Raw genomic sequence first — 16,162 nt, 5'->3', positions numbered from 1 at the left:
TCAGCGATCCTCCCCGATCTGTAGAATGATGGTCATGGTGACACCCAGGACAGCGAGATACACGCCAAGATCAAACAGCATGGCCGTGGCGAGTTCTGTCTCTCCCAGCAAAGGAAGTTCGAAATAGCCGAAGGTTTGACTTAGGAACGGGACTCCGAATATAAATGAACCCGCACCCGTAAGTAAGGCGATACCCAATCCGATTCCTGTTAGAATACGGAAGTCAACCGGTAACGCTTTGCGTATCGTATCTGTACTGAATGCCAGGGCAATCAATACGAGCGCTGCCGCTGTGACCAAGCCGCCGATGAAACCTCCGCCCGGATTGTGATGACCTGCAAAGAAGAGGTGCATGGCAAACGTCAGTATGATGAACACAACGACTTTGGTGGTCGTTTGCAGCAATACATCATTACTCTGTAAGGGGACGGTATCCCACGAGGATGAGCTGCGTTCCCGGTTACCATACTTTTTCGTATTGTCCGCTTCATCATCCAGAGCAGCTTCGGAATCCTGACTTTCGTCCTTTTTACGGAACTTTAAGCGGGCTCCGAGATCTTTTGCTTCAAGGTTCAGATTAATCATGGAGTAGATGGATAACGAAGCAACGCCAAGCACCATAATTTCCAATAACGTATCGAAGCCACGGAAATCTACCAGCAAAACGTTCACGACATTTTTACCACCAGCCGAGTCATACGCTTCCTGAAGGAAAAAGGTAGAAATGCTGTCCAGTGATGCTGTTCCGCTTGCCGCTAGTGCAACAAAAGTCATCACGATTCCGACTGCAATCGCTACGATCATATTTACCGTGAGATAACTGCGGCTTGATTTGCCACGTTGAAGCTCAGGCAGATGGTAGAAGCAGAGCAGGAACAATGCAACGGATACCGTCTCAACAATCATCTGTGTCAACGCCAGATCCGGCGCCCGGAAAAGTACAAACAGCAGGGTTACAAGGTAACCAACTGCTCCAGTCATAATGACTGCCGATAGTCTGTTCTTGGCAAAAGGAATCGAAACTGCAGCACCGATGAGCGTGACTAGCAGTACCACCTCATAGAATGAGTAAGGTGCATTGCCTTGCAGATTCCAGGTAATATTCTCTCCTGAACGGAAGAAAGCATAGACCAGCAACGCGACCGTGAATGAGAAAATGTAAACGAGATAATTACGAACTGAGCCATTCATATAGGCTTCCGTCCATTTGCGTGCATAATGCTGAAGATTATCCAGCACAACATGGTACATATTGTTAATCGTTAATCCTTGTGGATAATGCTCATAAATATTCCTCCATCGTGGCAACAGCTTGTAGAGAGCGATTCCGAGAATCACGACTCCGATCGTCATGATCAGTTCCGGAGTCCATCCATGCCACAGGGAGAAATGTACATCGAAGCGCTCATTCCCATTCAAAAGGGATGGAAGCACAGCGGCCATTGCCGGTTCAATCAGTGATCCGGCCAGCAGATTCGGGAAGAGTCCGAATACAACGACAAGAACACCTAGAACAACAGGCGGAATGAGCATGCCAGCGGGCGCTTCGTGCAGCTTCTCGGCAGGAATCTCGCTTTGGCTACGACCGAGGAATGTTTTGAACACGATAATAAGCGCATAGATCAGGGTAAACACACTTGCAAGCCAAGCGAATACCGGCAGCAGAACACTCCAGGACCCAAGTCCAAAGATTCGTAGATGCGTGACTTCCACCATCGCCTGGAAGAATAACTCCTTGCTCAGGAATCCGTTGAACGGCGGAATACCCGCCATGGCAAGTGAACCGATTAATGCCACGGTGAATGTAATTGGCATGAATGAAGCAAGTCCACCGAGCTTCCGAATGTCACGTGTACCCGTTTCATGATCGACAATCCCTACGACCATGAACAGAGCGGCCTTGAAGGTTGCATGATTAAACAGGTGAAGCAGCGCAGCGGTTATTGCCACAGTATACATCGCAGAGGATTCGCCATATCCGAAGTAGAGAGCAGCAGATCCAACCCCTAAGAGGGACATGATCAGACCGAGTTGAGAGATGGTCGAATAGGCAAGAATCGCTTTGAGATCGTTTTTTTTCACCGCCAGGAATGATCCATAACACAAAGTCAGAAGACCAACGCCGGTAACGAGCCAGAACCAGAGTCCCTGTCCACCGAAGATTGGTGTAAACCGTGCTACAACGTACAGTCCGGCCTTGACCATGGTGGCTGAGTGAAGATAGGCACTCACAGGTGTCGGAGCTTCCATGGCATCCGGCAACCAGATATGGAACGGGAATTGGGCTGATTTGGTGAAAGCTCCAATCAGGATCAAGATAAGTGCCGGCAGAAATAGTGCGCTATCCTGAAACTGTCCCAACCCTGTAATGGTTGCACGAATACTGAATGTTCCGGTAATGAGATACATCATCATGAATCCGGTTAGCATGGCGAAACCGCCAAATACCGTAATCAGGAATGATTTTTGTGCTCCTGAAGTCGAGGCTTTACGTTTGTAATGGAATGCAATCAACAGGAATGACGTAATACTAGTCAATTCCCAGAATCCGTAGAGCACGATCATATTATCAGACAGCACCACGCCCAACATGGCTCCCATAAACATCAACAGATACAGGTAGAAACGGTTTAGCGCTTCTTTCATATCCATGTAGAAGATGGAGTAAAGAACAACGAGGACACCGATTCCGGTGATTAGCAGTGTCAGCATGAGGCTCAGACCGTCCAGATACAGGTTAAATCCAATGTCCAGTGAAGGAATCCACGGGATATTTCCGGATACGGTATTGCGCTGTGACACAGCGGGTATGAGACTCGCAAAGTATACAAATAATAGTGCCGGGACAAGGAGAACCGGCCATCCCAAATGGTTTTTACGGAAGAAACGATGCAGCATGGCAAGAAGAATGCCAGCGGCAAAAGGCAGAATAACAGCAACATGAAGCAGGCTCAACATTACACCCCCAATGTTTAGTATTTCGATTACTCTCTCTGTGACATACAGGCGCATGATCCTTTGAAGGATATGCTTGCTCTCTATATTCATAACCCAAGTATGTATATACAGAATCGTGTCTATTCTTTGAATGGAAGAAACACGGTGAAAATTTCAGTATAATATTGTATGGGCATGTATAATAAATAAACACACAAGTTCCGATAAATATGAAAACGATTAGGTGACATTCCGTGTACTCTTGACAGCATAGTTATGTTGATAAGCAAGATGGTTTCACCGTGTAATGGAGGAAGTAATGTCATTCAAAATTAGAACTGTGCTTACAGTCATCTTCGCTGTGTTATCCTTGCTGGTTACGTTGACGATCGGATCTGTTTTTAGCAAAAAGTCTTTCGTTGCTGTAGAGACAGAGATTGGTCATTCACTTACAGGTACGGCCTCACAAGCTTCGGACAAACTGGATCGGTTTATGTCCGCGCGCGCAGGCGAGCTGGACCTGCTGGGCCGAATGGCTTCGCTGGAAGATGGATTCCAGCCTGATGAGATTCAGATGTTGCTGGATCAGTTACAAGATAGCTTTCCCTCATTCTCATGGGTTGGATTCATGGACCCGAAGGGAAAAGTGTTAGCTGCCACGGATGGTATCTTGCTGGGGGAAAATTTATCAGAGCGGCCTGTGTATCAGGAGGGAATCAAGGGTAAATTCATTGGAGATGTGCATAATGCAGTACTTCTTGCCAAGCTGCTTCCGAATCCAACGGGAGAGCCGTTGCAATTTGTTGATATCAGTTTTCCGCTGAAGGATAGCAAAGGACATATTCAAGGTGTGCTCGCTGCACATTTAAGCTGGGAATGGGCGAAGGAAGTTGAGGAATCCGTACTCGCCCCATTGAAAAGGGAAGAAAAGGACATTGAGTTCTTTATCGTGAGCAAAAAGGAACATACAGTGCTGCTGGGGCCGAAGGAGTGGGTCGGTAAACCGTTGGTACTGCCCGGCATCGAAGAGGCTCAGCTAAACAAAAGCAGTTGGTCCATTGAAAAGTGGCCTGATGGTAATGAATATGTGACTGGGTTTGCCTACAGCCAGGGTCATCTGGATTATCCCGGTTTAGGCTGGACCGTAGTCATTCGTCAAGTCAAGTCGTCTGCTTTTGCTTCTGTGTTTGACCTGATGTGGTTTAATGTATGGTCAGGACTCGCCGTTACCGTGCTGTTTGCCCTGATTGGCTGGGTTGTCTCACGTCTGATCTCTGCCCCACTAGTGCGTCTTACCAGAGTAGCCAATCGACTGCGTGCAGGGGAAGAGCTTGAGATTCCCGCGAATAAGGGGATTAAGGAGATTGAAGTGTTGTCCCGTTCGCTTCGGGATATGCTGACCTCTCTTATGAATAAAAACTCAGAGCTGGTCGTGATGCAGAATCTGGCGCATTTTGATCAGTTGACTAGTCTGCCGAATCGCACTGCCCTTGAAGTGTATCTGGAGGAGTCTCTGGAGACCGAAAGTGAAAATCACACGCTGACTTTTCTCTATCTGGATCTCGATGGATTCAAACGGGTTAACGATACACTTGGACATCAGACTGGAGACGTGCTGCTACAGAAAGTGGCCCAGCGATTGTCTGCTCTTGGTCAGGAGAAGGGTATAACGGTCCGATTGGGCGGAGATGAATTCCTGATTGTACTTCAGTCTGTTGGAAGTCATCCAAGGGAAGAAGCCATGGCTTATGCAGAAGCCATCATTCAAAGTCTGAACAAGCCGTTTATTATCGAATACGAGCGAATTCGAATTGGATGTAGCATTGGAGGTGCTGAATATCCAACCAACAGCGACAATCCAAGTGAGATTATCCGGATGGCGGACGAAGCGTTGTATGAGTCCAAACGTGCAGGCAAGAACAGAATGACATTTTATTCCGAGTTGAAGCAGGGGCGTTAGCGTATAATAACATTAGCTGGGTTATCCCAATCACCTTTGTGCGAATGTGCGTATAAACAAGGAGGGGTGAAATGTCTGGAAAATATACAACTGTACCTTACGGTTATGAACCACCTGCGGCCAGCCGCAAAGGCACACTTACTTTTTATGACTCGTTTGAACATGTGACCGATGAGCAACTCGAGCGCGCCGCTGCAACGGTGGATACCCGTTCATTCATACAGCTTGTGCTGTATCCTTTACACGAGAGCACGTTTAAACGAATGAGCAAGGATACGATACAGGCATATTACAAAAGAGAAGACCGCCTGCATGATTGGCGGCGGGAACATCCAACTTCACGTATACGTGTGGAGGGACTTGAGGGCAAGAGAAAGAAATATACACCTGTGGATAGCGCGCTGCGCCATATCATTGCGGAATATCCAGCCCCTCACTTTCTCTATTTGACGATTGAGATGGCGAATATGTTTGCTTCATTTGAATCCTTCAAGGATTGGATCAAAGAGTTGCGTCTCATCATAGACGGATCGTCCGAATACCTGCATCCTAGGCTGGAGCAAAATCGTCATCGCTGGGAATGGGCGAATGAAACATAGACATATGAAGAAGATTGGTTTGCTGGTCGTATAGATCGTATTCAAACCCAAAAAAAGTTGCGTTGTACAAACCGGGATTCCGGTGTACAGCACAACTTTTTTTATTTATATTTTCTCTACCAAGGACGAAGTCAGGTCAAGTGATGTTACGGTTTTATTTTTACCTGTTCGTTTGGCGGCATACAGACAGGCATCCACTTCCTCGAACAATTTGTCTTTGGTTAGATTAGGACTGTAGCTTTTGAGACCGATACTCACCGTGATGGAAGCACCTTCAAGTTCCAGATGGCCCATCAAGGCAATCTTCTGACGAATCTGTTCCACCAAGGCATAGGCCTGCTTGAAAGATTGCTCAAACATCAATAAGGCGAACTCTTCGCCACCGTAGCGTGCTGCAATATCACTGGAGGTAATGGTTTCCTGAATAATCAGGGATACTTTCTCCAAAATGATGTCTCCAACCCGATGACCATAGGTATCATTAATGGATTTGAAGTCATCAATATCGATCAGGGCCAGGTGCATACTCATGCCACTGTTGGCATACTCAAATGCTTTTTCGTAATAATCCTTGAATGAGCTTTGATTATAAAGGTTGGTTAAACCGTCTGTTTTGGACTGTTTGCTCATAATTGCATTTCGCACAATAAGGTCCTGCTTGGCAAGCATACTGGCCTGAAGATCTTCCAACACTTCAACGCCGCTGGTTACGATAACCTGTGCTACATATGTACCAAGGATTAGAAAAGCCGGAATGGATACCATGTCAAAGGAAGACAGGTAGGATCGGTAGGCTGGGTCGAACAGAACGAGAAGGTAACCGATCATCTGCATCAGGAAAACAATCCAGACTCTCTTTTTGCTGAAGAACAGAACTGAAGCGAAGATGGGTAACAGGCAGATGGCTAATATAATCCGAATGTCGTAATTGACATGAATTATTGTCCAGGCGATCACTGTGCTAGCCGCAGACATGGTATAGAAGGAATATGAACTGAAGCGCCGATCAACCCAACTCGCGAACAAAATGCATGAACAGCTAATCGCCGTAGGCCAGAACAGGACATTCATCATGAAATCCGCAGGCGTGCGATCATACTTTAGAAACAGGAAACAGCCCACCTGGATGGCGAAATGTGCACTGATGACAACCCAGTAGACATGGAGCATTTTTTGAATCCATTTGGAATGTTTGAACTCATATTCTGTTGGAATGTGGCTATTGTGGGTATGGAAACTCTTCATATATCACCGCTGACTGCATCATAATGGTACGACAGAATCACTCTCGTATATGATGATTATAAATCACAATGAACAAAACGCAAATTATTATATTTGAGCATGAGAACTAAGCTTACATTATAGCACATAGAAAGACAGAAACTTTCCGAGAAGGGACATACAAATTTCGGAGAGAGCGTCATAGACTGTTAAAAGGCTCCGTTTCATAGGATTGTAATTCTTGCTGAAGGGGAGGTGAATTCCATTCCTCTTGTGGTTCGTTCAACCGTCAACGCTACGGGAGCGATTACGTTTACGGGTAACACGCTTGGACTGAGTCGTTCGGAAACAGCAGGGGTACCCGGAACACAGGACAGTATTGGAGGTTTTACCACAACCAATACCAGCGTCCAGTACGGCACCTACCCACTGGGAACTACAAGCTTGTATCAAAGTAACAGTTCAGCAGCCATTCTTACACTGCCTGCTGGAAGTACCGTTCTGTATGCAGAATTGATCTGGGGCGGCAGTTACATCAATGGTACAGTCAATCTGAGTGCTGCCATCAACAATCCGGTTACGTTTATTACACCCGCAGGGACTTCCAGTGTGACCCCTGATCCACTTACCTACAATCAATTCGATCTGGGGGGCGGTGCTGCTGGCTATGTACGTTCCGCCAATGTGACTACACTTGTACAAAGCGGGGGAGCCGGTACATATATCACCGGAGCAGTGGTAGGGACTATTGTAATTACGAATGATTCCACGGCCAATCATGCGGGATGGACACTTGGGGTTATCTATCAGAATCCCAATCTCCCTTTTCGCAACATGTCTTTGCGTGCAGGCGGCGTACTTGTTCAATCCACTTCTCCACCGGTCGTAACAACACTGACAGGATTCGCAACTCCACTCTCTGGTGTACTCGGAGGAAGAGCGCTGTTCAGTGCGCAGGAAGGTGATGCGAATCGAACAGGAGATCAGGCTTTATTCGGGCCGACCTCTGCGACTTCAGTGGCCTTATCCGGGCCGAACAATCTGGCTGCGAACTTCTTTGCGTCCCAAATCAATGGTGATACGGGTGCGCTTAACACAACGGGCACTTTCGGGACACGAAATCAGATCAACGGGGCTCCAGGCACCAATATTATCGGTGGACGTCAAGGCTGGGATATTACCAATGTGGATGTGTCTGCCAGGCTGATTAACAATCAATCCTCGGCAGTACTTACGCTAACGACTTCAGGCGATGCGTACATTGTGAACGCGAATGCAATACAAGTCGATATCAACGCACCCAAAATTACTGTGGCCAAGGCTTCTGTGGCGATTGGAGCTGTCGCGGGAGACAGTGTCCTCTACACGGTAACGATTAGTAATGCCGGTACAGCCAGTGCTGCGAGCGTGGTATTGTCTGATACATTACCACCGGGTCTGACTTTCATTCCTGGAAGCGTCACGGTGGCCGGAGTGGCTCGCCCAACGCTGGATGTGACAGCAGGTATACCGCTGGGTTCGTTGAATTTGAGCAACAGCATTGTCGTGACCTATCGCGCATTAATTGCTAATGATGCAAGCATCCTTCAACTCGTCAATTCCGCAAATGCCGCTTTTACCTTTCAAAGTGTTGCAGGCGGATCGATCATCACAGGCGTCATTCCATCGAATAACTCTACACTTCCTGTGTATTCACCTAACCTGTCCATTGTGAAATCGGCAAGTACAACAAATGCTACGGTTGGAGATCAGGTTACCTACACGCTCCAGGTGACGAATGGTGGAAACGTCGGAGCCAACGTTACCATCGCCGATAATATTCCAAGTGGCAGTACCTATGTTCCGGGGAGTTTCCGTGTGAACGGAACTGTCATCGCAGGTGCCAATCCGGTTACGGGAGTTAATCTGGGCAGTCTTGCAGCGGGAAGTTTAACCACGATAACCTTTCAAGTGCTGGTCACGAATCTTCCTACACCGCCTACGTTGGTGGATCAGGCTACGGCTTCCTATTCATTCCTTTCCCCTGACGGGCGGACCATAACGGGTACGCTAGCTTCAAACACACTGACGATTCCGGTAACCTTACCGAACGTATCCGTTGTGAAAAATGCAACGGTAACAGACGTTGCTGTTGGTGAGACCTTTACGTATTCGGTGGTTACGACGAATGGTGGCATACAAACGATAAATAACGCCGTCTTAACCGATAGTCTTCCGGCGGGTCTATCTTTTGTACCTGGAAGTGTGGTTGTCAGGGGGGCCAGTGTAACGGCAGCTAATCCGGCCAGTGGTATAGCCCTGGGTACATTAACAGCAGGAAGCTCGGCAACCGTCACATTTCAGGTTAATGTGCAGTTTTTGCCTACTACGGGTTCGTTCGTCAATCGGGCGGTCGTATCTTATAGTTCAGGCACGTTCACCGGAATCTCTAACTCAAATTCCATTACAACACCAGTATACCAGCCTGTGATTACAATCAATAAGTCGGCGAATGAGACCAATGCGACGTTGGGAGATCAGCTTGTGTATACACTGCTCGTGTCGAATAGCGGGAATATCGCAGCACAAGTGAACGTGACGGATACGATCCCGACAGGACTCACGTTCATTCCTGATTCGGTAACCGTGAATGGAACCGCGCGTCCAGGGGTTAGTCCTTTAACCGGGATCACGCTGGGGAGTCTCCAGCCTGGCGGGAGCGCCACAGTGGTATTTCGCACGTCACTGACAACGCTCCCGACCCCGCCAACATTGGAGAATCAGGGAACGGGAAATTACACGTACCAGCTCCCGAGTGGACGTAATCTGTCAGGAAGTGCGCTGTCCAATATCGTTCGTATTCCCGCTTCGGCACCCAACATATCCGTTGCCAAAACAGTCAATACAGCAGATGCCACTGTAGGAGATGTGCTTACCTATACGGTTGTAACTACGAATTCTGGCAGTGGGGCAGTTCAGAACCTGATTCTATCCGATACGCTTTCTGCCGGTTCTGAATTTGTATCCGGCAGTGTCACAATTAATGGTTCGGCTGCAAGAAATGCAAATCCGGTTTCGGGCATTGCTTTGGGAACGTTGAATAGCTCCAGTAATGTAACCGTGACCTATCAGACAAGAGTGACCTCTATTCCTGCCTCAGGTTCGGTCAGCAACCGGGCAAGTACAGCTTTTACGTCGGGCAGTTTTAATGGCGTGTCCTCATCTGTGACAGTAAATACGCCAGTATTTCAACCTGTTATTCAAGTAGTGAAATCGGCTAGCACAACGAGTCTGACTGTGGGAGATACTTTTAATTACACCCTCCAGATTACGAATACAGGCAATATTGCAGCAACGGTTACTTTAACAGATCCGGTTCCTGCCGGAGCAATCTTTAATACCAATAGTGTCATCATTAATGGCTCGCCTGTACCCGGAATCAGCCCAAACTCCGGTATTAGTCTGGGAGTACTGGCTGCGGGAGCAAGCGCGACAGTCACTTTCCTTGCAACAGTCACAAGTCTGCCAGATGCAAGGCAGTTAATCAATCAAGCTCTCGCATCCTATAGCTATGCTCTTCCAAGCGGAAGGAATATTTCAGGTTTTGTATCATCAAACACAATCACCATTCCCGTATCCCTGCCGAATGTAAGCATTGTAAACAGTGACAATGTAGATTACGCCGTATCCGGAGATGTCATCAGGTATACTTCGGTCATTCGTAACAACGGAACGGTGGCAGTGAACAACGTGGTATACACGAACCCTCTTCCTTCGAATACCCCATTTATACCCGGAAGTGTCATTGTGAACGGGACTTCATTCCCGCTCTCCAATCCGACCGCCGGCATTCCAATCGGTACATTGGCCCCAGGGGCTGAAGTAACCGTAACTTTTGAGGTGAGGATAACTATGCCGATCCCTTCGCAGATTAACAATCAGTCGACGGTCAGTTTCACATCCGGTTCATTTTCGGGGTCATCATCGTCCAATACCACACAGACTCCGGTCATACAGCCACAGATCTCACTTGTCAAAACGGCGAATACAGTTAATGCAACTGTAGGTGATACGGTTGTATATACGGTGACAGTGAGCAATGCAGGTAATCTGCAGGCCAATGTAACGCTGACCGATACCATTCCGGCTGCGACAACGATTGTTCCAAACAGTGTGGTAGTATCCGGTGTGCCACAGCCGGGAGCAACACCTGGAGCAGGTATTCCGGTTGGTATTGTAGCAGCCGGAGCGACAGCGGTTGTCACGTTTGCCGTGGTCGTGAATTCACTTCCATCGCCTCAGCAGCTCAGCAATTTTGCAACATCATCCTTTACATTTACACCTCCTGACGGAAGAACGTTAACGGGTACAGCCACTTCCAATACACTGACATTTCCAGTATCGTCACCTAACGTTGCTGTGGTCAAAAGTACTACATCGACTGCTGCTGCCGTAGGCGATACCGTTAGCTATTCCATCCTGGTTACGAATAGCGGGATAGCGCCGGTAAGCAATATCCAGTTTTCTGATCCGATTCCGTCTGGGACGACTTTCAACACAGGCAGTGTAACCGTGAATGGGGTAGTCCAACCTAATGCCAATCCAGCAGGTGGGATATCACTAGCTACACTGGGACCTGGGACATCCGCGACAGTGACGTTCAGTGTCAGGGTCAATGAGATTCCTGCTGGAGGACAGTTGAGCAATCGTTCTACGGTCAGTTTTACCTCCGGGGCGTTCTCAAGCACGACGTTTTCCAATACCGTGGTCACTCCGGTATACCAGCCGATTCTTTCGGCACAAAAGATAGCAAGTACCCAGAATGCTACCGTCGGGGATACGGTCAGCTATACGATAACCGTGAGTAATCAGGGGAACTACGGTGCCCAGATCAATCTGTCGGATAACCTTCCAGCCGGTACCATTCTTGTACCGAATAGTGTCATTGTGAACGGTCAGCCGTTACCGGCTGCAAATCCGGCAACGGGTATTCCCGCAGGAAATGTGGCTGCCGGAGCTACAACTACGATTACGTTTTCCGTAGTGATTGATACATTGCCTACCCCGCAGCAGCTCGTGAATCAGGCCTCAGTTGCGTTATCCTTTACATTGCCGGACGGACGGAATATTACAGGGACAGTGTTATCCAATGTGCTTACCATTTCAGTTTCCGCACCGGATGTGGATGTGGTCAAATCTACGACATCCACAGCTGTTTCCGTCGGGGATACCGTGACGTACAGCATCGCCGTAACCAATAACGGAATTGCCAGTGTAAGCAATGTGATTTTTACAGATGCGTTGCCAGCAAGTACCCTTCTTACGGCAGGAAGTGTGTTTGTCGATGGTGTTCTGCGCCCTGGCGCCAATCCTTCTACGGGAATAACGCTGGGTTCCATTGCACCGGGCGTAACCGTGACAGTTGTGTTTAGTGTGCAGGTTACATCTCTTCCAGCAAGTGCAGTTTTGAACAATCAGTCAACCGTGAGCTTTACATCCGGTGCATTCTCTGCGACCACATTCTCCAATACCATTACAACACCGGTGTACCAACCTATTCTGGCTGCTGTCAAAACAGGAGATCGGGCAATTGCAACTGTGGGAGATACGGTGGTCTACAGCATTGCCATTACCAATAGCGGAAACTACGGAGCATCTGTCACGTTAACGGATACCATTCCGGCTGGAACGGAGCTTGTACCGAATAGTGTCATTATTAATGGCGCTTCAGCACCAGGTGCTGATCCAGCTTCGGGTATTCCACTGGGGGTTGTATCCACAACAACCACGGTTATATTCTCTGTTGTGATCGTGACATTACCTTTGAGTCAGTCCATCACCAATCAGGCTTCTGCGACATTTTCGTATACATTACCTGATGGAAGAACACTTGGAGGCACGATTACGTCCAATGCACTCAACATTCAAGTATCTGCTCCAAATGTCAGCGTTGTGAAGACCACTCCGGTCATTGATGCTGTGGTGGGGGACACGATCGTATACGAGATGGTTGTGAGCAATAACGGAATTGACCCGGTTAACAACATTGTGATCACCGATCCGATTAGCCCAGCCACCACATTTGTTACAGGCAGTGTTCTGGTGGACGGTGTTCCACGTGCCTTAGCCAACCCTGCGCTTGGAATTGCTCTGGGCACGCTGGCACCGGGAGCATCTGTAGCCGTTTCATATGCGGTTCGGGTCAATTCACTTCCAACACCACCACAAGTGAGCAGCCAATCTTCTGTAAGTTTTACATCTGGCGTTTTCTCTGGAGCTACGTATTCGAATATAGTTGTAACACCTATTTATCAACCGATAGTCGCTTTAACCAAAACAGCCAGCACCTCTAACGCAACGATTGGTGACACCATCACCTATTCTTTCACCATCAACAATAGCGGGAATCTTGCAGCCAACTTGACCTTAACGGACAATATACCGGCTGGAGCCGTACTGCTTCCCAACAGTGTCCTGATCGATGGTGTTCCACAGCCAGGAGCCGATCCGGAATCGGGGATTGTGGTGGGTACGATACCGCCAGGTGGATCGGTGAATGTAACGGTTACGCTTGAAGTTACGGTGGATTCATTGCCTCAGAATCAGCAACTGATTAATCAGGCCACTGCCAACTATACCTTTAGTCCTCCGGATGGCCGTCTGTTGACGGGAAGCGTGTCTTCCAACGTGCTGGTGATTCCTGTATCTGCACCAAATGTTGTTGTTGCCAAAAGCACAAGTGCCATTGATGCTGTTGTTGGCGATGTAATCACCTACACGGTTGTTGTAACCAATAGCGGCATTGAAGTGGTGAATAATGTTGTCATGGTTGACCCTGTGCCGGCAGGAACGGTATTTGTAACCGGGAGTGTGACCGTGGATGGTGTAGCAAGACCTACTGGAAATCCGAATACAGGAATTACGCTTGGTTCCATTGCTGCTGGCTCTTCCGTTACCGTTACATTCCGAGTAGAGGTCGTTGTGTTATGAGTCAATCGTCCGGTCCGTTGTCCCACTGGCTTCAGAATCAGTCGCTGGTTCGATTCAGCTCGGGTACGACTGAACTGGAACAGGTGGCGTATTCCAATACAGTCATTACTCCATGGGTCGGGCCCAGGCTGGAAGTGAAAAAGCAATGCAATGTAGCTATGGCTACACTGGGGCAGTCCCTGACCTACATGATCGAGATTGTTAACACAGGTAATTGTACAGCTACAATTCATGTCGTGGATTCTTTATCCGCCGAAACATCCCTTCTTCCAAATAGTGTTTTACGCGATGGAATTCCATTACCGGGGGCATCCCCGGAGCACGGGCTGCCTCCAGCAGAGATCGCGCCAGGAGCAACGCTGAGATATCACTTTCAAGTAGTAGTCTTGCGGATACCCACTGGCTTAAAGCTGCTCAATCAAGCCCAGGTTAACTATGAGTTTGGGACATCTGAAGGCAGGACAGTAAGGGGTGTGGAGAGATCCAACACCGTGGAGGTAAGCATGGTCTCGTCCCGGCTTGAAATCAGCCTGCAAGCCGAGCGTTCCCAAACATTCTCCGGGGATATCATCATGTACACCGTCATCGTGAGCAATCCGGGGTTTATTGCAGCGACAGGGGCTCAGGTAACGGTCTCTTTGCCGCAAGGTATTGTTTTTATACCTGCCAGTGTCATAGTAGATGAGATGTTTGCGCCACAAGTAACGCCTGATACAGGAATAGAACTTGGAGAGATCTTGCCCGGAAGCTCCGTTAGGATACAATATCGAGTTCAGGTTACGGGGGGAAGCGATGCGAACGTAATATCAAGTGTAGCTGTACTGAAGTATATCTCGGTAGGGCAGCAGGAGACGGTCTACTCCAATCAGGTTACACTGGAAGTCATACAGCCCCAGATCTCTGTGGTGAAAAGTGTGCTCCCGGTAACGGCCACATGGGGTGATGCCGTCCAATATAATATTACCGTCTCCAATGCAAGCAGCTATGCGGTGGATGGAACCCTTCTGGATGTATTGCCAACAGGTATGACATTTGTCGAAGGCAGTCTGGGCTGGAATGGGGTTAAACGTCCCGGAACCAGTCTGGTTAAAGGGCTTAATCTGGGGACATTAACTGCCCGGTCTAATCTGAATATTCAGTTCGAAGCGAAACTTGCAGATCGAGATGAATCGACGCCTGATGACTACAGGTATGTGAATCATGCCAGCCTGATATATACATTTCGCTTACCGGATTCACGGTCAGTGCAGCGGATGATTACATCCAATGAAGCTGTGGTCGAATTGAAAGCGCCGGTAATTCAGGCTTATGTTCAAGTGATACCCACATTGGTCGAGCAGGGGGGTACCGTCACTTTTCAGGTACGTGTGGTGAATACGGGCAATTTGCCAGCACGCGTACAACTTGGGAGCATTTTACCTGAGGGTGCCAGATGGCTTGGGCAAGCTACGGGTGAACTCCAATTGAGCATACCAGAGTATTCCACACCACGGGTTCTGCATGTGGGCGAGGTTAAGCCTGGAACGGAAAGAAACATCTCCTATGTAGCGCAGCTAGCTCCTGAGAAGACGGGGACACTGCAAGGAGCCTTGATTGCTAGGTACACGTATGAATGGAATGGACAAAAACGGGCAGGCGAATCCCGATCGAATGAGTACAGCATCATTGTGGAGTATGGAGAAGAATAGGGGGTAACACGGTTAAAGGTAACTTGCCTGAGGAAATTGCTCATTCTGTATGCCATGAGATTACACGAACGTAAATGAATGGTATACTAATTGAATATGAACTCGGCAATCAACCCGTGGAATCGGGACGTCGGAGTAGAGGAGGCAGCCACATTGGCAAAAGCAAAAGTTGCAAAAAGACCTACACGGGATGAGTTTGAACTTGAAGAGTTGGGGAATCAGCTGGTTGAAGCCTTTCGGGAACGTTCAGAAGTATTGTTGACGGTATGGGGCAAAGAAGATCAGGTGCAAGGAGTCATCGTCAAAATGGACTCTCGGACACGACTCGTGCATGTCGAGTATACCGAAGAAGAGTTCACAGCGAAGGTGCCTTTTCTGGATATCATGCGTGTGCAATCTCCCCGGTACTGAACGAAAAAACAGCAATCTGAATAATTAGGGCATCCGCCCTGTCAAAGTCGTTCTTCCTGCATAAGATAACCCATACCTGTTGCAGAGGAGGTACGGTCAATGAGCGAAGTATTAGGTGGAGAAACAAGAGGCTACGGATACGGAGGTTTTACTTCTGTAGGTGCCATTCTGGTTCTGTTCATCCTGTTGGTTATCATCTCCAAAGCGTTCTTGGTATAATTGCATATCTCTAAAGAATGAAAGAAGTTCTGCCATCACGGCAGAGCTTTTTTGTTCGTTCAGTCATTGGCGAATTTTGTAGAAATTCGGTGTAAGTCCTGCTGACGTTATGTTAGAATATAACCATCCCTAGAGAAAGAAAGAGGTGTTTGAAT

At 48.1% G+C, this 16,162-nt stretch carries 8 protein-coding genes; 6 read left to right on the top strand and 2 right to left on the bottom strand.

Annotated elements, in window-relative coordinates:
• Positions 1 to 2,955, bottom strand: coding sequence for a Na+/H+ antiporter subunit A (locus tag QVE09_RS29095; RefSeq protein ID WP_315939645.1), 2,955 nt, complete (start codon positions 2,953 to 2,955; stop codon positions 1 to 3).
• Positions 2,956 to 3,256: 301 nt separating this feature from the next.
• On the opposite strand from QVE09_RS29095, the gene QVE09_RS29090 reads away from it, so the two are divergent.
• Together QVE09_RS29090 and QVE09_RS29085 are read left to right on the top strand one after the other, a co-directional pair.
• Complete coding sequence (locus QVE09_RS29090) at positions 3,257 to 4,897, top strand: sensor domain-containing diguanylate cyclase (RefSeq protein WP_315939644.1); 1,641 nt, start codon at positions 3,257 to 3,259, stop codon at positions 4,895 to 4,897.
• A 71-nt stretch (positions 4,898 to 4,968) separates the two neighbouring features.
• Positions 4,969 to 5,496, top strand: a complete 528-nt coding sequence (locus QVE09_RS29085) for a hypothetical protein (RefSeq protein ID WP_315939643.1) — start codon at positions 4,969 to 4,971, stop codon at positions 5,494 to 5,496.
• A 105-nt stretch (positions 5,497 to 5,601) separates the two neighbouring features.
• Here the strand turns inward: QVE09_RS29085 and QVE09_RS29080 are convergent, their stop codons facing one another.
• A complete protein-coding gene (locus tag QVE09_RS29080; protein WP_315939642.1) occupies positions 5,602 to 6,741 on the bottom strand; it encodes a GGDEF domain-containing protein in 1,140 nt (379 codons plus the stop codon).
• 234 nt (positions 6,742 to 6,975) lie between these two features.
• Between QVE09_RS29080 and QVE09_RS29075 the strand changes: the two genes are divergently transcribed.
• The 4 genes from QVE09_RS29075 (at position 6,976) to QVE09_RS29060 (ending at position 16,007) form a co-directional block, all read left to right on the top strand.
• Positions 6,976 to 13,689: a DUF7507 domain-containing protein gene (locus tag QVE09_RS29075; protein ID WP_315939641.1), complete on the top strand. Its 6,714-nt coding sequence runs from the start codon at positions 6,976 to 6,978 to the stop codon at positions 13,687 to 13,689.
• Positions 13,686 to 15,377, top strand: coding sequence for a DUF11 domain-containing protein (locus QVE09_RS29070; protein ID WP_315939640.1), 1,692 nt, complete (start codon positions 13,686 to 13,688; stop codon positions 15,375 to 15,377). Before QVE09_RS29075 ends, QVE09_RS29070 begins: the two co-directional genes overlap by 4 nt.
• A gap of 153 nt (positions 15,378 to 15,530) precedes the next feature.
• On the top strand, positions 15,531 to 15,788 hold the full coding sequence (locus QVE09_RS29065) for a YolD-like family protein (protein WP_036608707.1): 258 nt from the start codon (positions 15,531 to 15,533) through the stop codon (positions 15,786 to 15,788).
• A 99-nt stretch (positions 15,789 to 15,887) separates the two neighbouring features.
• Complete coding sequence (locus QVE09_RS29060) at positions 15,888 to 16,007, top strand: hypothetical protein (RefSeq protein WP_017688846.1); 120 nt, start codon at positions 15,888 to 15,890, stop codon at positions 16,005 to 16,007.
• Positions 16,008 to 16,162 lie beyond the last annotated feature (155 nt).

It is taken from the genome of Paenibacillus sp. ClWae2A, from assembly GCF_032452295.1.
Lineage (GTDB): Bacteria > Bacillota > Bacilli > Paenibacillales > Paenibacillaceae > Paenibacillus.
Note: the sequence above shows the minus strand (reverse complement) of the source record. Positions and strands in the feature narration are given on the sequence as shown.